The 19,171-nt window shown below is 60.5% G+C and carries 21 protein-coding genes; 5 read left to right on the top strand and 16 right to left on the bottom strand.

Going from position 1 to position 19,171, the window contains the following annotated elements:
* Positions 1 to 3 precede the first annotated feature (3 nt).
* From purE to RAK07_RS05155, 3 genes are read left to right on the top strand one after another with little or no spacing between them, the layout of a single operon-like run.
* The gene (gene purE, locus RAK07_RS05165) at positions 4 to 534 is read left to right on the top strand and encodes a 5-(carboxyamino)imidazole ribonucleotide mutase (protein ID WP_305731775.1); all 531 of its coding nucleotides are present in this window, start codon (positions 4 to 6) and stop codon (positions 532 to 534) included.
* A gap of 35 nt (positions 535 to 569) precedes the next feature.
* Positions 570 to 1,208 (top strand): carbonic anhydrase, encoded by a 639-nt coding sequence (locus RAK07_RS05160; RefSeq protein WP_305731774.1) that lies wholly within the window; start codon positions 570 to 572, stop codon positions 1,206 to 1,208.
* 21 nt (positions 1,209 to 1,229) lie between these two features.
* Entirely contained in the window at positions 1,230 to 2,570 is a 1,341-nt protein-coding gene (locus RAK07_RS05155) for an NAD-dependent malic enzyme (protein ID WP_305731773.1), read from the top strand.
* 47 nt (positions 2,571 to 2,617) lie between these two features.
* On the opposite strand, the gene mnhG is transcribed toward RAK07_RS05155, so the two are convergent.
* From mnhG to RAK07_RS05085, 14 genes are all read right to left on the bottom strand, one after another.
* Positions 2,618 to 3,019, bottom strand: coding sequence for a monovalent cation/H(+) antiporter subunit G (mnhG, locus tag RAK07_RS05150; RefSeq protein WP_305731772.1), 402 nt, complete (start codon positions 3,017 to 3,019; stop codon positions 2,618 to 2,620).
* The gene (locus RAK07_RS05145) at positions 3,012 to 3,287 is read right to left on the bottom strand and encodes a cation:proton antiporter (RefSeq protein ID WP_305731771.1); all 276 of its coding nucleotides are present in this window, start codon (positions 3,285 to 3,287) and stop codon (positions 3,012 to 3,014) included. The genes mnhG and RAK07_RS05145 overlap by 8 nt, the downstream gene beginning before the upstream one ends.
* Positions 3,284 to 3,757 carry a Na+/H+ antiporter subunit E gene (locus tag RAK07_RS05140; protein WP_305731770.1) on the bottom strand — a complete coding sequence of 158 codons (474 nt, stop codon included), beginning with the start codon at positions 3,755 to 3,757 and terminating at the stop codon, positions 3,284 to 3,286. The genes RAK07_RS05145 and RAK07_RS05140 overlap by 4 nt, the downstream gene beginning before the upstream one ends.
* On the bottom strand, positions 3,754 to 5,259 hold the full coding sequence (locus tag RAK07_RS05135) for a Na+/H+ antiporter subunit D (RefSeq protein ID WP_305731769.1): 1,506 nt from the start codon (positions 5,257 to 5,259) through the stop codon (positions 3,754 to 3,756). Before RAK07_RS05135 ends, RAK07_RS05140 begins: the two co-directional genes overlap by 4 nt.
* The gene (locus RAK07_RS05130; RefSeq protein ID WP_305731768.1) at positions 5,256 to 5,642 is read right to left on the bottom strand and encodes a Na+/H+ antiporter subunit C; all 387 of its coding nucleotides are present in this window, start codon (positions 5,640 to 5,642) and stop codon (positions 5,256 to 5,258) included. The genes RAK07_RS05135 and RAK07_RS05130 overlap by 4 nt, the downstream gene beginning before the upstream one ends.
* Positions 5,643 to 6,050, bottom strand: a complete 408-nt coding sequence (locus tag RAK07_RS05125) for a Na+/H+ antiporter subunit B (protein ID WP_305731767.1) — start codon at positions 6,048 to 6,050, stop codon at positions 5,643 to 5,645.
* Position 6,051: 1 nt separating this feature from the next.
* The gene (locus RAK07_RS05120) at positions 6,052 to 8,355 is read right to left on the bottom strand and encodes a putative monovalent cation/H+ antiporter subunit A (RefSeq protein WP_305731766.1); all 2,304 of its coding nucleotides are present in this window, start codon (positions 8,353 to 8,355) and stop codon (positions 6,052 to 6,054) included.
* A 109-nt stretch (positions 8,356 to 8,464) separates the two neighbouring features.
* Entirely contained in the window at positions 8,465 to 8,833 is a 369-nt protein-coding gene (locus RAK07_RS05115) for a YkgJ family cysteine cluster protein (protein ID WP_305731765.1), read from the bottom strand.
* Positions 8,834 to 8,907: 74 nt separating this feature from the next.
* A complete protein-coding gene (locus RAK07_RS05110; RefSeq protein WP_305731764.1) occupies positions 8,908 to 9,345 on the bottom strand; it encodes a hypothetical protein in 438 nt (145 codons plus the stop codon).
* 13 nt (positions 9,346 to 9,358) lie between these two features.
* Positions 9,359 to 10,771, bottom strand: a complete 1,413-nt coding sequence (gene nhaD, locus RAK07_RS05105) for a sodium:proton antiporter NhaD (protein ID WP_305731763.1) — start codon at positions 10,769 to 10,771, stop codon at positions 9,359 to 9,361.
* Between the two features lie 68 nt (positions 10,772 to 10,839).
* A complete protein-coding gene (locus RAK07_RS05100; protein WP_305731762.1) occupies positions 10,840 to 11,244 on the bottom strand; it encodes a hypothetical protein in 405 nt (134 codons plus the stop codon).
* Positions 11,245 to 11,378: 134 nt separating this feature from the next.
* Positions 11,379 to 13,187, bottom strand: coding sequence for a sodium:solute symporter family protein (locus tag RAK07_RS05095; protein ID WP_305731761.1), 1,809 nt, complete (start codon positions 13,185 to 13,187; stop codon positions 11,379 to 11,381).
* Between the two features lie 15 nt (positions 13,188 to 13,202).
* The gene (locus RAK07_RS05090; protein ID WP_305731760.1) at positions 13,203 to 13,457 is read right to left on the bottom strand and encodes a DUF4212 domain-containing protein; all 255 of its coding nucleotides are present in this window, start codon (positions 13,455 to 13,457) and stop codon (positions 13,203 to 13,205) included.
* Between the two features lie 194 nt (positions 13,458 to 13,651).
* Positions 13,652 to 14,413, bottom strand: coding sequence for an IclR family transcriptional regulator (locus tag RAK07_RS05085; RefSeq protein ID WP_305731759.1), 762 nt, complete (start codon positions 14,411 to 14,413; stop codon positions 13,652 to 13,654).
* A 518-nt stretch (positions 14,414 to 14,931) separates the two neighbouring features.
* Between RAK07_RS05085 and RAK07_RS05080 the strand changes: the two genes are divergently transcribed.
* Entirely contained in the window at positions 14,932 to 16,494 is a 1,563-nt protein-coding gene (locus RAK07_RS05080; RefSeq protein WP_305731758.1) for an ATP-binding protein, read from the top strand.
* Positions 16,484 to 17,200 (top strand): response regulator, encoded by a 717-nt coding sequence (locus RAK07_RS05075; protein ID WP_305731757.1) that lies wholly within the window; start codon positions 16,484 to 16,486, stop codon positions 17,198 to 17,200. Before RAK07_RS05080 ends, RAK07_RS05075 begins: the two co-directional genes overlap by 11 nt.
* An 80-nt stretch (positions 17,201 to 17,280) precedes the next feature.
* Here RAK07_RS05075 and nhaD (RAK07_RS05070) read toward each other — a convergent pair whose 3' ends face one another.
* A complete protein-coding gene (gene nhaD / locus RAK07_RS05070) occupies positions 17,281 to 18,567 on the bottom strand; it encodes a sodium:proton antiporter NhaD (RefSeq protein WP_305731756.1) in 1,287 nt (428 codons plus the stop codon).
* Positions 18,568 to 18,598: 31 nt separating this feature from the next.
* Positions 18,599 to 19,066: a hypothetical protein gene (locus tag RAK07_RS05065; protein WP_305731755.1), complete on the bottom strand. Its 468-nt coding sequence runs from the start codon at positions 19,064 to 19,066 to the stop codon at positions 18,599 to 18,601.
* Positions 19,067 to 19,171: the final 105 nt, after the last annotated feature.

The raw sequence follows: 19,171 nt of genomic DNA, 5'->3' as shown, positions 1-19,171 counted from the left end.
GCAATGAGCACGAACGTACCGGCAATGATCCAAGACATGCCCCTGGTGGGCATTCTGACCGGCAGCCCCAACGACCTGCCCACCGTCGTCAAGATCCGCGAAACCCTTACCGAACTGGGTATTCCCAGCGAAATCGTGGTGGCCTCGGCCCATCGTACGCCGGACAAGGTGCTGGCCTACCTTGAACGGGCCCACCGCGAAGGAGTGCAGGTGTTGATCGGCTGTGCCGGCGTGGCCGCTCACCTGGCCGGTGTCGTTGCCGGCCATACCCTGTTGCCGGTGATCGGCGTGCCCCTGGGCAACGGCCCGCTCTCCGGTATGGACAGCCTGCTTTCCACGGTACAGATGCCGCCGGGCGTACCGGTGGCCACCGTGGCCATCGACGGCAGCAAGAATGCCGCCATGCTGGCGGCCCGCATCCTGGCTCTCAAGTACCCGCAAATCGGCGCGGCCCTCAAGGAGGCGGCCGACAAGGAGCGGGCCCGTTACGACCGGACCGCCGACGAAGCCCTGGCTGCATTGTCCAAACCGTAACCGGGAGCCCTGCCTCCCCACGGATGAGGTGAATCGTGAAAGATATTCAACGTTTCATTGCCGGTTTCCGTACGTTTCAGGAAAGCTACTTCGGTGCCGGAGCCGACCATTTTGAGCCGCTCAAGGAGGGGCAGAGCCCGAAAACCATGATCATCGGCTGCTCCGACTCCCGGGTCGATCCGGCCCTGCTCACCAATTGCGCCCCGGGGGACATTTTCACCGTGCGCAACGTGGCCAACCTGGTTCCCCCCTTTGAAGAAAAGGGGGGACGGCACGGCGTCAGCGCCGCCCTTGAGTTTGCGGTCTGCCACCTGGGGGTGGAGCATATCGTGGTGCTGGGGCACTCGGGCTGCGGCGGCATCAAGGCACTGATGGCCGGCACCTGCGGCTGCAAGGGGGGCGGATTTATCTCACACTGGATGTCCATTGCCGCCCCTGCCCGGGAGCGGGTCTTAACGGAATTGCCGGACAAGGAACCGGGCCTGCAGCAACGGGCCGCGGAACAGGCGGCAATTCTGCTTTCCCTGGAAAATCTGCGCAGCTTTCCCTGGATCGACCAGCGGGTCGCCAGTGGTACGCTGTCACTGCACGGCTGGTATTTCGACATCACCGCAGGAGAACTGCTGGAGTACCAGCAGGAAGGCGGCTGTTTCGAACCGGTGAAGAGCTGTTAGCACACTTGGAGAATCCAACGGATGAACATTGAAAAAGGTTTGGACAAGATCGTCAAGACCATCCGGGTGACGATCACCGATCAGCCCGGCTATCTGGGACGCCTCACCACTGCCATCGGCTCCGAAGGGGGCAATATCGGCGACGTACGGCTGCTGCGCTCCGGCCTGACGCACAATGTGCGCGAGATCACCCTCTACGTGGATAACGACCGCCACCTGGAGCGGATTCTGCATGCGGTAAGCCTGGTTGAGGGGGTGACGGTCGAGGAGGTGATCGACCGGGTCCAGAAGGTGCACGAGGGGGGCAAGATCGCCGTCAAAAGCAGGGTCGAACTGGCGACCCTCGGCGACGTCCGCAAGATCTACACCCCCGGTGTGGCCTCCATCTGCCGCCAGATCCAGCAGCACCCTGAGCTTGCCCGGCGTTTTACCGCCATCGGCAACAGTGTGGCCATCGTGACCAACGGCACCGCCATCCTGGGGCTGGGAGATATCGGCCCGGTGGCCGGCATGCCGGTCATGGAAGGCAAGTCGGTCCTGTTCGACAAGCTGGTCGGCATCTCCGGCATTCCAATCCTGTTGGACACGAAGGAACCCGACCAGATCGTGGAGACCATCTGTCGGATCGCCCCCACCTTCGGCGCCATCAAGCTGGAGGATATTGCCGCGCCGGACTGCTTCGAGATCGAGCGGCGCCTGGTGGAACGGCTGACGATCCCGGTCATGCACGACGACCAGCACGGTACGGCGGTCGTGGTACTGGCCGCACTGCTCAACGCCACCCGTTTTACCAACACGCGCCTGCAGAACGCCACGGTGGGAATTATCGGCCTCGGCGCAGCCGGTACCGGCATCGCCAAGCTGCTGATGGCCTACGGCGTCAAGCAGGTGCTGGGTACCGACCTGAGCCAGGGCGCCATGGAGATGCATCGGACAAACGGCGGCGAAGCAACAGACCTGGCCGGGGTCATGGAACGCTCCCTGATCGTGGTTGCTACCACCGGCTGCCCGGGACTGATCAAACCGGAGATGGTGCGCAACGGCCAGGTGATTCTGGCGCTCTCCAACCCTGATGCGGAAATCGGCCCGCAGCAGGCGCTGGCGGCCGGAGCCTCCTTTGCCGCGGACGGCAAGAGCATCAACAATGCCCTGGCGTTTCCCGGTATCTTCAGGGGAGCGCTCAATGCCCGCGCCCGCAGAATCAACAACCGGATGCTGATCGCCGCCTCCCGGGCCATAGCCCAGTATGCCGAGGAGGGAGAACTGGTACCCGGCATCCTTAATATGGCCGTGCATGCGGCCGTGGCCGATGCGGTAGCCCAGGCGGCGACCCTCTCCGGTGCCGCCGACCCACCGGCCTGACCTGACAGGCGGGGAGCTGCAACCGTCTCCCCGCCTGATCTCACGCGTCAGTCCCCCTTCTCCTTTTCTTCCGCCGGCGTGGCACTCTCCCCCTGCTCCCGGGGCGGCGTTCCACTCTTTCGCCACTCGCCCGCTCCATCCAGCTCATCCCGTATGCTTTTGTCCCAGAGCGGTTCACCGCTGAAATACGCGGCCCGTCCCAGCATATGGGCTGCCACCGGTGCGGTGAGCAGGGTAAAGGCGATGATGGCCACCACCTTTCCGGTGACGACCGTACTGCCAAAAAAAAGGGCTACGGCACTCAGGATCAGGCTGCTACCCATGGTCGACGCCTTGGAAGCTGCCGAAAGCCGCATGTAAATGTCGGGGAGCCGTACCACGCCGATGGCGGCCACCAGAGCGAAAAAAACCCCTCCCAACAACAGCAGGGCGATGAGTGCGTCACGCATTGCCGCTCCTCCGTTGCAGATAGTAGGCAAAGGCCACGGTGCCCAGAAAAGTGATCAGGGCCAGCACCACCGCCGCATCCAGGTAGGAGGGCTCGTCGCTGACCACGGAATAGACCGCGGAAATGGCAATGATAAAGGTAGCCATCAGGTCCAGGGCCACCACCCGATCCGGCAGGCTGGGACCACGCACCACCCGGATAAAGGTCACCAGCAGCCCCACCCCCAACAGCGGCAGGATGAAATGAGTGCAATAGGCTGTAAGTTTCACTGGATCACCTCCCGTATCCGCCGTTCAAATCCATCCTTGATTTCCCGGACCATCTGTGCCGGATCGTCGATGTACATGGCGTGAACATAGAGGGTACGGCGGTCTGCAGAAAGGTTCAGACTCAGCGTTCCCGGCGTCAGGGTGAGCAGGTTGGAAAGCAGCGTTATCTGCAGATCACTTTCCAGATCGAGCGGAACCGCCACAATGCCGGGGGTCATGTAGTCACGCGGTGTCAGAACGTCATGGGCCACCCGCAGGTTGGCCATTACCAGTTCCTTCACGAAAAAGACGATAAATCCGGCCACCGCCAGCAACCGCTGCCGGTAGGCCGCGCTGGCGCGGTCCCGCCTGCCGACCCAGATCACGCAGAAGCCGAAGAGAAAGCCGGTAAAAAAGCCGCTCGCGCCAAAGGAGCCGGTCAGGGCCATCCAGGCAAGGGCAAGCAGAATGTTTGCCAGAAAAGCAGTCATGGCGTCACCCCGAGAATAGTCGTGATATACCGGTCCGGTGCCAGCAACTGCTCGGCTGCCGTACGAGCCAGCACCATGAACGGCTCTGCGGTCAGTCCCATAAGCATCATTACCAGAACCAGTGCCGTCAGCGGTCCCACCATCTGCCGGCGCTGCAGCGCCGGCAGGGAGCGGGCACTCCCTTCGCTGCCGGCGGGACGCCCCTTCCAGAAGACCTCACTCCATGCCCTGACCAGGTACAACAGTGTCAGGATGCTTACCCCCAAGGCGGCGGTCACCGCAAGGTACTGCTCACGAATCAGGGCGGCCTGCACCAGGGCCAGTTTCCCCCAGAATCCGGAAAACGGCGGCAGCCCGGCCACGGAAAGAGCGGGGAGCAGGAAAAGCAGCGCCAGCAGCGGGCGCTGGCGGTACAGCCCCCCCACGACTGCCATTTCACTGCTGCCGCTGATCCGGACCACCAGCCCCGTAGCCAGAAACAGGGCCGATTTGGCTGCAATGATATGCAGTATGAAGAAAATGCTGCCTGCCAAGGCAAGGGGGGTCATGATCCCCAGGCCCAGCAGCAGGTAGCCGATCTGACTCACCACGCAAAAGGAGAGCATGCGGCGCAGTTCGGGTTGCGCCGTGGCTCCCAGAGCGCCGAACAGCATGGTGCCCGTTGCCGCTGTCAGCAGCACCCCCTGGCCTGCCACTGCCTCCTGGGCAAAGATCAGGGTAAAAACCCGGAACAGCACGTAGATTCCCACCTTGGAGAGCAGCGCGGAAAAGATGGTGGTCACCGCGGTCGGCGGAGTGTGGTAGGAGGCGGGCAGCCAGAAGTAAAACGGAAAGACTGCCGCCTTGATACCGAAGGCAGCAAAAAAAAGAGCGGCAATGACCGGGATGGTGCCGGTATGGGCAACGTCACGCAACTTGACCGCCAAGTGGGCCATGTTGAGGGTGCCGGCCACGCCGTACAGCAGGCCGATACCGGCCAGGAAGAAGGCGGACGCGATCAGGTTGAGAGCCACGTACTTGATGGCTCCTTCCATCTGCTCACGGCGCCCTCCCAGGGCCAGCAGCACGAAGGAGGCGATCAGCATCACCTCGAACCAGACGTAGAGATTGAACAGGTCGGCGGTGAGAAACGATCCGGAGACCCCCAGGAGCAGCACCTGCAGCAGGGGATGGTAGCCGAGGGATTCCTGATGGGTATCGGTATCCGCCAGGGAGTAGACGGTCACGCACAGCCCCATGCCACCGGCCGCTGTTACCATGAGAGCGCTGAACAGGTCGGCCGCCAGGGTGATGCCGAAGGGAGCCGGCCAGTTGCCAGCCTGGACGCTCAGGATTGTACCGTCCCTCACCGTGGCGAGCAGCAGCAGACCGACCGCCAGCAGGGCCGACGTGCTGCCGACCCCCAGCAGGCGCTGGAGGGTGTGCCGTCGCCAGGCCAGCAGTCCCAGTACCGCCGTGATCAACGGAATCAGCAGGGGTAGAAACAGTATCGTGTTTTTCACCGTCCCTCCCTCTGTTCCGGACTATTCACCAACGCTCCCCGGTTTTCCAGGGTCATTTCGTCCTGGTCATCGCTGCCCACGGTCTGGTACACCCGCTTGATCAGCACCAGCGCGAAGGCCTGCACGCCAAAGCCGATAACAATGGCGGTCAGAATCAGAGCCTGGGGAACCGGGTCGGCAACCGGCACCGCCGTCACTATGCCGTCCGCAGGGACGTGGGGCGGCCTGCCCCGGGTCAGCCGCCCCACGGTGAAAATCAGCAGGTTGGCGGCATTGCCCAGCAGCGCCAGCCCGAAAATCATTTTGACGATGCTCCGCCGCACCATCAGGTACATGCCCGCAGCGTACAGCCCGCCTATGACCACCGCCAGAACCGGCTCCATTTATTCCTCCATCAGGGTAAAAATGATCAGCAGTGCCATACCGGCCACCAGCAGATAAACTCCCAGATCGAACAGCAGGGGAGTACCGGCATGGCCGATAACCGGCGCCGGCACGGAACTCCAGAGCGCGGTCAGAAAAGGGAATCCCGCCAGCATCGGCAGCAAACCGCTCACCAACGCCGTGACCAACCCCACCGTCACCAGCCGTAGCGGCTCCACCCGCAGCATCCGCCGCCCCTCCTTTTCCCCGTGCGCCAGGGTATAGAGTGCAAAGGCGGCGGCCACCACCAACCCGCCCACGAAGCCGCCCCCCGGTTCGTTGTGCCCCCGCAGCAGCAGAAAAAGTGAGAAAATCAGCATCAGCGGCAGCAGCAACCGGATGGCGGTAGCCAGGATCAGTGAATGCATGTCACTCCCTCCCCCCCTCCCCGGAACGGGGACGCAACAAGCCGTAGACCCCCAGGGCGGCAACGGCCAGCACCGTGATTTCACCCAGTGTGTCCAGGGCGCGGAAGTCTACCAGAATCACGTTGACCACGTTGCGGCCATGCCCCGCCGGCAGGCTCTGCTCCAAAAACCAGTCGCTCAGGTGGGATACCATCGGTTGGGAGATGGCCAGCCAGACCAGCATGGTCATGATGCCGCCGATGGCCAGCGAAACCACGACATCGCGACTTCTGGTCAACGGCGAGGAGAGCTGTGTGAAATGGGGCAGCCGGTGCAGCACCAGCACAAACAGGATGATGGAAAGGGTCTCGATGCAGAACTGGGTCATGGCCAGGTCCGGTGCGCCAAACAGGATATAGATCAGGGCAACGCCATAGCCTACCGTCCCCAACGCCGCCACCGCAGCCAGCCGTGAGCGGGTCACCGTGGCCATGAGGGCTCCGGCCAGGATGACCAGCGCCGTCAACCATTCATGGAGATGACCGTCGGGCATGGGAATATCCAGCCCGCTTTCCCGACCGCCCAGCATGACCCCACCCATCAAGATGACGGCTGCGCCGGTAACCGACATCAGGTAATAACGCAGCCGTCCACTCTGCAACCTAGCGGTCACCGCGACCGCCCCCTGCTGCAGCCCGTCCAGCAGCAGCCGGTAGATGCGTTCCCCAGTCGGCAGGTACTGACCGTCCACCGCCGCCGGGCGTCGCAGCGATGCCGTGAGGGCTGCCAGCAGACCACCGGCGGCAAAGGTTCCCAGACTGAGCAACAGGACCGGCCCCGGGCCATGCCAAAGTGCCAGTGACACCGGTACCAGGGCACCGTTCACCACCGAGGCGGCCGGTGCAATCAGCAGTCGTCCCAGGGGATCGGGAACCAGGCCGATCACCAGCCCCAGCAGTGCCGGTACCAACGGCGCAAACCAGAGGACTGTTTCCACCCGGTGCGGATGCAGTTCGCTATCCCTCAGTGCACCGTAGAACGGGACATAGCCGGCCAGCAACGCCGCCGCCACCGCCAGGGCGCTTCCCAGCACCGCCACCACCGTCACCAGGACCGGTAGCAACGGGACGGTCAGCGCAGCCTCGTAGAGCAGCTCCTTGACGATGAAGCCGGCAAGGGGCGGCAGACCGGCCATGGACAGGGCCGCCAGTCCAGCCGCCACGGCAACCTGGGGGAGAAACCGTGCAAGCCCGCCCAAACGGGTGATCTCACGGCTGCCAGCAGCATGATCAACGGCGCCGACCGCCAGAAACAGCGCACTTTTGTACAGAGCATGCACCGTCAGGAACAGCATGGCAGCGGTGATCGCCAGGGGGGTCCCCAGCCCCAGCAGCAGGGTCAACATCCCCAGGGCACTGACCGTGGTCCAGGCCAGCACCTGTTTCAGGTCGGTGCAGCGCAGGGCATGCCAGCCCCCCACGAGCAGGGTGAGCCCTCCGGTCAGGGTCAGGCCGAAGAACCAGAGATCGCTCCCCCCCAGAACCGGCGACAAGCGGGCGAGCAGATAGATACCCAGCTTGACCATGGTGGCCGAGTGCAGATAGGCGCTCACCGGCGTCGGAGCAGCCATGGCACCGGGCAGCCAGAAATGAAAGGGAAACTGGGCCGACTTGGTGAAGGCGCCGGCCAGCACCAGCAGCAGCATAGCCGTATAGCGCGCATCGGCTCGAACCTGCCCTCCCCGCTCCAGAATCATGGCCAGCTCAGTACTCTCCGCCGCCTGTCCCAGCAGAAGAATACCGGCAAGAAGCGCCAGGCCGCCGGCACCGGTCACCAGAAGCGCCTGCAGGGCAGCCCGGCGGGACTCCTCCCGTTCATGATCGAAACCGATCAACAGAAAAGAACTGATACCGGTCAGCTCCCAGAACAGGAACAGAGTGATCAGATCCCCGGCCAGCACCGTCCCCAGCATGGCCGCCATGAACAGCAGCAACATGGCGTAAAAACGGCCGAGGTGGCGATGGCCGCGCAGATAGGCGGCGGCGTAAAGCATCACCAGCAGGCCGATGCCGCTGATCAGCAGCGAGAAGAGCAGGCCCAGGCCATCCATGCGCAACGTAACGCTGATGCCGAGGGAGGGTATCCAGGAGTAGCGTTCCTGGAGCAGGCTACCGGTGGCAACCGTTTGAACCTGGGTTGCGAGCCAGACGCAGAGGGCAAGCGGCGGCATGGCGCAGCACCAGCCAGCCCGGCGGGGCATCAGGCGTTGAATCAGGGGCGCGGCACAGGCACTACCGGCCAGAATGGACAGGAACAGCAACAACATGAAGAAACCTCTTTCCTTCCGGGCTGAAAAGCGACGCAAGCGTGTGCTTTCCGCAGTTACTGAAACGATACCGCGGCTCTGTCATCATGCACAACGCTTTGGGGACGGCTCAAAGCTTCAGAAAAACGCCGTTCAGGCAACGGTGCCCATGGGCCACAGTGGGGTAGTCCCGACACATATCCGGTTTGGTTGCATTGATGCTGCAGACCTTCCGACCAGCGGCCTCGCGGCTTAGAAACGGACAGGGGTCGAGCAGCCGGTTGCTCGGGGGGTCAACCCAGATCCAGCCCAGGCGGTTGACGCGAGACAACAGATCCTCCCGCCCCTCCCGACGCCACCGTGCCAGGTCACGGGCAGAAGCGTGCAGATGTCCGCCAAAGGCTTCGCAACAACGGCCGCAACAGGCGCAGCCGTCGACACGGCGCGGCTTAGCGACAACCTCACCAAGATGCAGCAGACGCTTGAGTGTTTCGTACATCTCCTCTCTCCTCTCCACTGAGGTACAGCGGGACATATGACGAACACGGCTCCAGGCTGGTATGGGGGCAGTAATCAGACGGGTGAGGCTCGGCTGGGAAAGGGAATGGAAATCTGTTCCGCCTGCGAAGTGCGGGAAGCAGTGGGCATGGTGCGAACATCCAATGCCCCTGATGCGGCCGACAGGGCGGCCGAAGGGAAAGCAACGGTCCGCCGGGCAACCGCACTACGGCGGTCTTTCAGCGAACTACCCAAGGAAACCGGGCATTCATAGACGAAGTTGGTGATCGCGTCCGTTGTGAAGGAAATCGGAGAAAGCAACAGTAAAAGGGTGATCAGGGACTGGGCCAGGCGCCGGAGCGGCGCCCGGCCCAGTATCAGGTATACCAGGCCCGGCAGGCGTGCAGACAGACTCTGTCGCTGGTTGAAACGCTGTTCAGGATGTTGTTCAATGCTGCTGAAGCGTGTCATGACCGATATCCCGTCGGTGGTGTCGTCAGTACGGTGCTGCATACCTGCAGCGGCATTAGTGGGTAAAGTACGTTGCATTCAGGAACAGATGGGCAACGATGCTGGCAATATAGCCCAGAGCAACGGCCCAGGTCCACTTCAAATGGGCCCCAAATGTGTAAATTCCTCTGGCAGACCCCATCAGGGCTACCCCGGCAGCGGAACCGATGGACAGCAGACTTCCCCCTACCCCGGCGGTGAGTGTTACCAGCAGCCACTGTCCGTGGGACATCTGCGGATCCATGGTCAATACCGCGAACATTACCGGAATGTTATCGATAATAGCGGACAGAATCCCCACCAGCACGTTGGCGGTGGTATGGCCCAGCCCCTCATACATGAACTTGGAAACCCCGGCCAGGTAGCCGAACTGTCCCAGACCTCCCACGCAGAGGATCACGCCGTAGAAAAAGAGCAGCGTATCCCATTCTGCCTTGGCCACCTTGCGGAACAGATCGAAGGTGGCATGGTTGTGGCCGGTGACATCCAGCGGGTTGTCCCCGGAAAGCAGGCGCCCCTCATGCTTCTTCAACCAATAGGCGAAGATGGAGAGGTAGCCCAGTCCCAGCATCATGCCGACGGCAGGCGGCAGGTGCAGGAAGTTGTGGAAGGAGACCGCCGTGACAATGGTGAGCAGGAACAGAGCCATGATCCGCTTGGCACCCACTTTCATGCTGACCGCCGCGTCGCTCACCTCCGGCTTCTCCTTGGGTACTGCCAGGCTCATGCAGACCGCCGGGATGATCCAGTTGATCACTGATGGAATGAAAATGGCGAAGAATTCGAAAAACTGCACCTTGCCCTTCTGCCAGACCATCAGGGTGGTGATGTCGCCAAAAGGGGAGAAGGCGCCGCCGGCATTGGCCGCCACCACGATATTGATGCAGGCAACCGCCACGAACCGGTGATTGGTCCCTCCCACTGCCATGGCCACGGCCCCCATCAGCAGGGCCGTGGTCAGGTTGTCCGCCACCGGCGAGATAAAGAATGCCAGCAGGCCGGTCATCCAGAACACGGTCCGCAGCGTGAATCCCTTGTTGACCAGCCATGAGCGTAACGAGTTGAAGACATTTCGCTCTTCCATGGCGTTGATGTAGGTCATGGCAGCCAGCAGGAACAGGAACAGTTCGGCGTACTCGGTCAGGTTGTGCATGATGGCGCTGTGGGCATGATCCGGCTTGCCAAGCCCCTGGTAGGTAACAGCCACCAGAACCCAGATGATGCCGGCCGCGATGATTACCGGCTTGCTCTTCCGCAGATGCAGTTTCTCTTCAAGAATAACCAGCGTGTAGGCCGCAACAAACAACACCACGGCACCGATGCCCATGCCGGTGCGGGTCAGATCCGGTATGTCCCCGGCACCACCGCCTGCAAAAGCGGTAACCGGCAGCAGCAACACAAGTAATGGAAGAAAAAGACGAAGCAGCATAGGTGTCCCTCCGGACAAACGTGAATAACCAGCAACCGGCATTACCGGAAAGTGTCAGGTGACGGGCGTCAGAAACAGGTCTGTGCCGTTTCTTTGTTCTTTTTGCCGAATACGATCGGATGAGCCTGGCGTTTTATGATGAAATCAATGATCAGCTTCAGCCAGATGGTGCTTCCGGCGTAGGCGTTCCAACCGTCAAATGAATTGAACGGACCGATCAGGATACCGGTGGCGATATACAGGGCAACGCCGACAATGATCCAGGTGGCTGCACCACCGGCAAGCATATTGACGACGCCGGTAACCGTGGCCCACTTTTCGGGGTTGGCCGGCGAAAGCCCCTTTTTGACAGCCACCTCGCTGTAATCCTTGTTGACAAAAATCCGCCAGGCTCGGCGGAACCAGTAGAAGGCCATCGGGAAAAGCGCCAGATAGAGAATCCAGATCAAAGCTGTAGCCGCATCAAAGATCATCGTATCACTCCAAGGGTAACAGACGTTTGGTGTCACAGTCTGCAGAATCCGTCAACAGGTTCGTGCATACAAGCCCCGCCGGGTTCCGGCGGGGCTTGCGGTTCCAGCGCGTGGTCACGCAGCCGGTCGTCCGGCTAGTGGGCACCTTCAACAGACTTGGCAGCGCCACGGGGGGTACGCACATCCTCAACCAGGTGCTGAATATGCTCCGGACATTCCGGGGTCATCTTGCTAACCACATAGGCAACCAGGAAGTTGGTCAGTGCGCCGATGGTGCCGAAAGCCTCCGGGGTGATCCCGAAGAAGGAGTTGGCGCCGCCGATCAGGCCCAGATACTCAGTGCCCTTGATAAAGAAGATACCTTTGTGGGCGAACACGTAGAAGAGCACTATGAACAGACCGGCCAGCATACCGGCAATGGCCCCTTCCTTGTTCATCTTCTTGTTGAAGATGCCCATCATCAGCACCGGGAAGATGGTGCTGGCGGCAATACCGAAGGCCAGGGCCACGGTACCGGCGGCAAAGCCCGGAGGGTTGAGCCCCAGCCAACCGGCCACAAGGATGGCGAAGACCATGGCGATCTTGCCTGACATGAGCTCACCTTTTTCAGAGAGGTCGGGCATGAAGATCTTTTTCATCAGGTCATGGGAGAAGGCGGCGGAGATGGCCAGCAACAGACCGGCTGCCGTTGAAAGGGCGGCGGCAATGCCGCCGGCTGCCACCAGGGCGATAACCCAGTTGGGCAGCAGGGCGATTTCCGGGTTGGCCAGCACGATGATATCGGCGTTGACGGTCAGCTCGTTACCGGCCCAGCCTGCTGCCTTTGCCTTGTCGTTGAACGCCTGGTCCTTGGACTTGTCGTTGTAGTACTGGATGCGGCCGTCGTTGTTCTTGTCCTGCCACTTCAGCAGGCCGGTCTTCTCCCAGCGCTTCATCCAGTCGGGGCGCTGCTCATGCAGCAGACTGCCTTCAGCCGCGAAAACGTCGCCACCGGTTTTGACCGCCGGGGTCATGGTGGCATGCAGGTTGTAGCGGGCCATGGCAGCCACAGCCGGGGCGGTGGTATACAGCAGGGCGATGAAAACCAGGGCCCAGCCTGCTGAAGAGCGGGCCGAGGCAACCGTCGGCACGGTGAAGAAACGGATGATAACGTGGGGCAGACCGGCAGTACCGATCATCAACGAAACCGTGTAGACAAACATGTTCAGCTTGCTGCCCGGCATCTGGGAGGTGTACTCGCCAAAGCCCAGGTCGGTGATCACCTGGTTCAGTTTGGTCAGCAGGGCGGTGTTGGTGCCAACGATGTCAGAACCGAGGCCAAGCTGCGGGATCGGGTTGCCGGTCAACTGGAAGGCGATAAAGATAGCCGGAACAGTATAGGCCAGGATCAGCACGATATACTGGGCCACCTGAGTATAGGTGATCCCTTTCATGCCGCCGAATACGGCGTAGGAGAACACGATGGCCATACCGATGTAGATGCCCATGTCATTGGAAACCCCCAGAAAGCGGGAGAAGGTGACGCCGACACCGGTCATCTGGCCGATGATGTAGGTGATGGACATGACCAGCAGACAGATAACCGAGACTGCTGCCGCTGTTTTTGAGTAGTACCGCTCCTGCACAAAGGAGGCCACGGTGAACTTGCCGAACTTGCGCAGGTAGGGGGCCAGCAGACAGGCCATCAACACGTAGCCGCCGGTCCAACCCATCAGGAACAAACCGCCGCCGTAGCCCATGCTTGCAATCATACCGGCCATGGAGATGAACGAAGCGGCCGACATCCAGTCTGCTGCGGTTGCCATGCCGTTCACGACCGGATGGACGCCGCCGCCGGCCACGTAGAATTCACTGGTGCTGCCGGCCCGCGACCATACGGCAATGCCGATGTAGAGCGCAAAGGTGAGGCCGACAACAAGATAGGTCATAGTTTGCAGTTCCATGTATGTATGCCTCCTCTATTCTTCGTGAACGTCAAATTTCTTGTCGAGGTTGCCCATCAGCTTGGCGAAAATAAAGATGATGGCAACAAACGCATATATGGAACCCTGATGCGCGAACCAGAAGCCGAGCGGGTAGCCTCCCAAATGTATGTTGTTGAGAGCCTGCGCGAACAGGATGCCGCATCCGTAGGATACCAAGAACCACACGACGAGCACTCCGGCCAGTAGCTTGAGCACTTCTTGCCAGTAGGCCTGACCACTTTTATCCATATACTGCCTCCTTTCTGTTTCTCCGTTTTTTCCGTGCTATTTCTTCATCATCAACTGCCGTTGTTACCGTGTGCCCGAAATCGTACGCCGGCCGTTTCCCTCCTTTCTCCGTGGGCATGTTCTGCCCCTGCCGTTTCGTATCCTGTTCCGGGCGCTGAACCGAAGTCAGTATCGCCTTCGCGACCTCTTGCCCTTCAGGCATAGGCCCGCGAGTATCCGAACTTGCTCGACAACGTCTCCGCTCCCTCCAGCATGCAGGGGATCACTTCCCTTTCAAGGCGGTCCTGAATCATGCGGAACGCCGGCGCCAGCACCGTCAGCGAGCAGACCACCTTGCCGGCATAGTCCCGGATCGCCACGGCCACGGCGCACAGCCCGTCACCCAGACCGTTGAAATCCACCGCAACACCCCGCTTGCGGATCTCCTGCAGCTCACGCTCCAGCGCCTCCGGGTCAGGAATATCGCGGCGGCGCCTGCCACGGGTCAGCAGGTCCGGAGAACTGAGCGACTTGATCACCTTGCCGGCCGCGTTGGTGAAGAAAGGAAAGCGTTTGCCCACCATGTCCACCGCCTTCACCTGCTGCAGACAATCCACCATGTCCAGGAAGAGCACTTCATCGTTGCTCATGACCGTAATGTAGACCGCCTCATCCAGCTTGCGGGCCAGCTCTTCCATCACCGGCTGGGCCATTTTGAGCAGGCTGGCGCTCTTGAGAATATGCTGCGCCATTTCAAATGCCTGGACCCCGAGCTGAAACGTACCGCTGTCGCCGTTCCGCTCAACCAGCCCCTTTTCCTCAAGGGTCGCCAGCAGACGAAAGGTTTTGTTGCGGCTGAGCGACAGCTTGCTGGCCAACAGTGGAATCGTGGGACTCTCCACATCTCCGGCAAGGGCCTCAAGCAACTCAAGGGCCTTGACAACAGCCTGTACCGAATAGTGACCTTTTTCTCTCATACCGTGACCTCCACACTATGCTGAGTTTATTAAAAAACAGCTCGTAGCATGTCGCCATGCCCTGGCTGTCGACCCATCGCAACCCGCCGCATCAACCAGCCGCTCCACCGCAGGCGCGGTCGCATCAAATCTTTACAAAATCTTTATTCATAATTTTAAAATATTGTTTGCAAAACAGCTTTACAAAATTAATAGTACGATATTATGCGAGTGTCAACAATTATTACGACACCCACATAATCAAAATTTATTCAATGTTTTTAGAAGTTTATAAAAACATTTACCAGCAACAAACCTTGACAACCAACAAAGTGCTGTTTGTCAAAACCAAACAATGCAGATAAAAAAAACATAAATATATTGAATTTCGACTAATGTATCCTGCGGGCGACCCCTGGTGAGCGACTGATGAGGAAGAGAAAAGCAAACTGTTGACAACTGCCGGCTACGCCCTCTACTCTTCCGGTCCAACCTGCCGAATGGGGAGCAGTTCACCGAGAATCGCGGAGACGGACACCATGAATGTGGCTCTGGACAAGAGCGATAAACTGCAACGTCTGTCCTGCTTGCTGGGCTCGTCCACCGCGCTCGGCTACCCGGCAAGCATTCTGCTGGTTGCGGCAGCAACCCTGGTATGCGAGGTGTTGCGCCACTTCCTTCCGCCGCTTAACCTATTGATGGTCTATCTGGTGACGGTGGTACTGGCAGCCCTCAATGTCGGCCTCAAGCCGGCCATTCTGGCGGTGGTGCTGAGCGCCTTTCTGCACAACTTTCTCTATATTCCGCCGCGTATCGGTTTCGACTTCCAGCATAAGGAATATCTGGGCATTTTTTTCGGCCTTCTGGTGACCGGAAGCGTCATCAGCTCCCTGGTGACCAAGGCCCGTGAACGGGCGGAAGCCCTGCGGATACGCGAAGCCGAAACCGCCAGCCTGTACCGGCTCAGCCGTGAACTGGTGACGGTAACGGACAGCTCTGCCATTGCAGCCACGGTGGTGGCCAATATCGCAGCGACCTTGGCCGTGCCGTCAGCCCTGTTCCTGAAGCGTGGAGAGCAGCTGGAACTGCTTGAAGTGCGTGATGCGTTCGTTCTTGACGACGAAGAGCGGGCAACAGCTGTGGAGGCAGGGGAAACCGGTCACTACACCGAACGGTATCGCCCCTTTCAGGGAACGTACTGCTGCTTTCCCTTGACGACCCCGAACCATACGTTCGGCGTGCTGGCAGTAGTACTGTCAGGTGAGGCGGCAGAATCGCCCGGCCAGGTCCGCCGCCTGCTGGACGCCTTCGCCACCCAGGCGGCCCTTGCCCTGGAGCGGGTCGAGCTGGCGCATCAGGCAGAGCAGGCGCAAAACCTGCGGGCACGCCAGAAGCTGGAACGGGCGCTACTGAACTCGGTATCCCACGATCTGCGCACCCCCCTTTCCACCATCACCGGCGTGCTGAGCAGCATTCTGGAGGAAGGTGACCGGCTCAATGCCACGATCCGCCGCGAACTGCTGGAGAATGCCCGGGGTGAGGCTGATCGGCTCAATCGATTCGTGGGAAAACTGCTCGATATGACCCGGCTGGAGGCCGGAGACGTGATTCTGAGAATGGAACCCTGTGACGTGCAGGATCTGATCGGTTGCGCCTTGGGGGCGATGGAACGTCAATTGCTCAATCGACCGGTCACCGTCACCCTCGCGCCGGACCTGCCGCTGGTGCCCATGGACATGGCCCTGATGAATCAGGTGCTGATCAATCTGCTGGACAATGCACTCAAATATTCGCCGGCCGGCAGCGCCCTGGAAATTTCGGCCTGGTGTACACCCGACGCGCTGATGATCATGACGGCAGACCATGGCCCCGGCATCCCCGACCAGGAGCTGGAGCGGATTTTCGATAAGTTCTACCGCGTACCGGTGCCGGAGGGAGTCAGCGGTACCGGCCTGGGGCTCTCCATCTGTCACGGTATTGTCGAGGCCCACAGTGGCACCATCCACGCCCACAACAGGGAAGGCGGCGGTCTCTGCGTCACCTTTTCAATTCCGCTGCCTCCCACAGCACAGCAGCACCAGGACACTCACCATGGCACCTGACAAGAACCTGACGACTCCTGCCCGCATTCTGGTGGTGGACGATGAGGTCACCATCCAGAAATTTCTTCGCTCCATACTGTCTGCCGAGGGTTTCACCATCCAGGTTGCGGATTGCGGCACCGCCGCCCTTTCTGCGGCGGCTCTCTTCAAACCGGACCTGATCCTGCTTGATCTGGGGTTACCGGACATGGACGGCGTCGAGGTTATCGGACGACTGCGGGAGTGGTCGGGGGTACCGATCATCGTGCTGTCGGTACGGGAGCGGGAGGACGACAAGGTGCTGGCGCTGGATGCCGGAGCGGACGACTACCTGAGCAAACCATTTGGCATGGCCGAGTTGCTGGCGCGTATCCGGGTTGCCCTGCGTCGGGTGGTGCAGGTTGCGCAGCCGATGTTCAAAACAGGTGAACTGGAGGTTGATCTTGCCGGTCGGCGGGTCACGCTCTGTGGCAGCGACCTGGCACTGACACCGACCGAGTATGACATCTTGCGCCTGCTGGTTACCCATGCGGGCAAGGTGGTGACCCACAACCACCTGCTTAAAGAGCTCTGGGGAGAAGCCTACGTTGATCAGCCTCAGGTGCTGCGGGTAAACATCAGCAACCTTCGGCACAAGATCGAACCGGACCCCTCCCGTCCCCGCTACATCATCACGGAGCCCGGCGTCGGCTACAAGCTGCGGACTCTGGACAGCCTTCCGCAGTAGTGCATTGCAAACGCGCCCGTGAGCATCTGCTCTCCGGGCGCGTCAGTCTGAACGGGAGCCGTCGGTCAGACGGCGCTGTTTCAGTGAAGCAGTCTGTACTGAAGGATATAGGCGGCAATGCCTCCGAAGTAGCCGATCAGGGCCAGCCAACTGATCCGTTTCACGTACCAGAAAAAATGGATCTTCTCCAGTCCCATGGCTGCTACCCCGGCAGCGGAACCGATGATCAGGATCGAGCCTCCGGTGCCGGCGGCATAGGCCATGAACTCCCACAGGAAGCTGTCCGGCGGATACTGGGCCAGGCTGTACATCCCCATGGAAGCCGCCACCAGCGGCACGTTATCCACCACGGCGCTGGCAAGGCCGATGATGGTGACGATCACATCCTGCCGTCCCACGGCCTGATCCAGCCACCTGGCCAGGTTGGACAGGATATGGGTATGCTCCAGGGTGGCCACTGCCAGCAGTATACCGATGAAAAAAACGATGGAACTCATATCGATCTGCTTCAGTGCCCGCACCAGGGTCAGGTGCTCCTTGTGCTCGTCCTCCTTTTTGCTGTGCAAGAGCTCCCCCACCAGCCAGAGAATCCCCAAGCCGAACAGTATCCCCATGAAGGGCGGCAGATGGGTGACCGTTTTAAACACCGGCACCGCCACCAGGATACCGATCCCCATGAAGAACATCAGGCTCTGTTCAAACGGGGTGGTCTTGACGGCATGGCCGCACTCCACCACCTTCTGCGGCGGCACCACTGCACGCCCTTTCAGCATGTAGCTGACCGCCAGGAGCGGCACCAGCAGGTTGACCACCGACGCAAAAAAGACCCCCTTGATAATTTCAATGGTCGTGATCTGCCCGCCGATCCAGAGCATGGTGGTGGTGACGTCACCGATGGGGGACCAGGCCCCGCCGGCATTGGCGGCAATCACGATCATACCGGCAAAGAAGAGCCGGTCATCATGGTTGTCCAACAGTTTCTTCATGAGCGAAATCATCACAATGGTGGTGGTCAGGTTGTCCAGCACCGCGCTGAGAAAAAAGGTGACAAAGCCCACCAGCCACATCAGGGTGGAAAGCTTGGTGGTCTTGATACGGGAGGTGATCACCTCGAAGCCGTTGTGGGCGTCAACCACCTCCACGATGGTCATGGCCCCCATCAGAAAAAAAACGATCTGGGCGGTTGAGACCAACGACTCGTTCAGCTGATGGGACACCTGGTGATGATCCCCGGTCAAGACAGCGTAAATGGTCCAGAGCAGTCCGGCCCCCAGCAGGGCCGAAGCGGATTTGTTCACCTTGAGCGGGTGTTCGAAGACTATTGCCGCATAGGCAAGGATAAAGACAACAACAAGCATGGTAAGCATGGAGGGTACCTCTGAACTCTGTAGTGGTGGGTCAGTTGTTCTCTTCCGACTTCTTCCGGTCGAAGTCGATCATCAGGCGTTCATCGTCGCCGGGCATGATGCCGCTGATGATCAGGCCGCCGATGATCCCGTAGACCAGCGAACCAATGCTGGCCGAGAGCAGAACGGCGGCCGTGCTCCCCAGCGCGGCCAGTGCCAGCAGCAGACCGGTAACCGCGCCGGTTGCCCCCAGGATCACTGCCCCTAAGCGTGAAGAGCCGATCCGGGCCGCAGCCCAGGCGGCTGCCCCCCAGACCAACGCAGTATGGGCGAAGTACTCGGCCAGGGCAAAACGGACAAAAAACGGCTCTCCCCCAACAACCGTGGCGACCGCGGTCGGGATGATGGTGGTGGTCAGACTCATGCCGGCGGCAAGACCCAGCACTCCCCCCACGAATCCGCGGATATTTTTACGTTTGAAAACGGTTACTTCTCGAAACTTCAACGAATTGAGAAACATGCTCGCTCCCGTGATCCGGTAGTCCTGATCGTATCAGGCAGCCTGTTTATGCCATGTCGCCACAGCCATGACAACCTCAAACCGGTAAAAAAGCGGCTGCCGTTT

This window comes from Trichlorobacter ammonificans (assembly GCF_933509905.1).
In the GTDB taxonomy this organism is placed as follows: domain Bacteria; phylum Desulfobacterota; class Desulfuromonadia; order Geobacterales; family Pseudopelobacteraceae; genus Trichlorobacter; species Trichlorobacter ammonificans.
Note: the sequence above shows the minus strand (reverse complement) of the source record. Positions and strands in the feature narration are given on the sequence as shown.

Coding starts and splice junctions, on each gene's coding strand:
- RAK07_RS05110 (WP_305731764.1), bottom strand. CDS start 9,345: ATGCAGCACCGTACTGACGACACCACCGACGGGATATCGGTCATGACA.
- nhaD (WP_305731756.1), bottom strand. CDS start 18,567: ATGCTTACCATGCTTGTTGTTGTCTTTATCCTTGCCTATGCGGCAATA.
- RAK07_RS05130 (WP_305731768.1), bottom strand. CDS start 5,642: ATGGAGCCGGTTCTGGCGGTGGTCATAGGCGGGCTGTACGCTGCGGGC.
- mnhG (WP_305731772.1), bottom strand. CDS start 3,019: ATGCGTGACGCACTCATCGCCCTGCTGTTGTTGGGAGGGGTTTTTTTC.
- RAK07_RS05115 (WP_305731765.1), bottom strand. CDS start 8,833: ATGTACGAAACACTCAAGCGTCTGCTGCATCTTGGTGAGGTTGTCGCT.
- RAK07_RS05140 (WP_305731770.1), bottom strand. CDS start 3,757: ATGACTGCTTTTCTGGCAAACATTCTGCTTGCCCTTGCCTGGATGGCC.
- RAK07_RS05100 (WP_305731762.1), bottom strand. CDS start 11,244: ATGATCTTTGATGCGGCTACAGCTTTGATCTGGATTCTCTATCTGGCG.
- purE (WP_305731775.1), top strand. CDS start 4: ATGAGCACGAACGTACCGGCAATGATCCAAGACATGCCCCTGGTGGGC.
- RAK07_RS05155 (WP_305731773.1), top strand. CDS start 1,230: ATGAACATTGAAAAAGGTTTGGACAAGATCGTCAAGACCATCCGGGTG.
- RAK07_RS05095 (WP_305731761.1), bottom strand. CDS start 13,187: ATGGAACTGCAAACTATGACCTATCTTGTTGTCGGCCTCACCTTTGCG.
- RAK07_RS05090 (WP_305731760.1), bottom strand. CDS start 13,457: ATGGATAAAAGTGGTCAGGCCTACTGGCAAGAAGTGCTCAAGCTACTG.
- RAK07_RS05065 (WP_305731755.1), bottom strand. CDS start 19,066: ATGTTTCTCAATTCGTTGAAGTTTCGAGAAGTAACCGTTTTCAAACGT.
- RAK07_RS05085 (WP_305731759.1), bottom strand. CDS start 14,413: ATGAGAGAAAAAGGTCACTATTCGGTACAGGCTGTTGTCAAGGCCCTT.
- nhaD (WP_305731763.1), bottom strand. CDS start 10,771: ATGCTGCTTCGTCTTTTTCTTCCATTACTTGTGTTGCTGCTGCCGGTT.
- RAK07_RS05125 (WP_305731767.1), bottom strand. CDS start 6,050: ATGCATTCACTGATCCTGGCTACCGCCATCCGGTTGCTGCTGCCGCTG.
- RAK07_RS05080 (WP_305731758.1), top strand. CDS start 14,932: ATGAATGTGGCTCTGGACAAGAGCGATAAACTGCAACGTCTGTCCTGC.
- RAK07_RS05075 (WP_305731757.1), top strand. CDS start 16,484: ATGGCACCTGACAAGAACCTGACGACTCCTGCCCGCATTCTGGTGGTG.
- RAK07_RS05120 (WP_305731766.1), bottom strand. CDS start 8,355: ATGTTGTTGCTGTTCCTGTCCATTCTGGCCGGTAGTGCCTGTGCCGCG.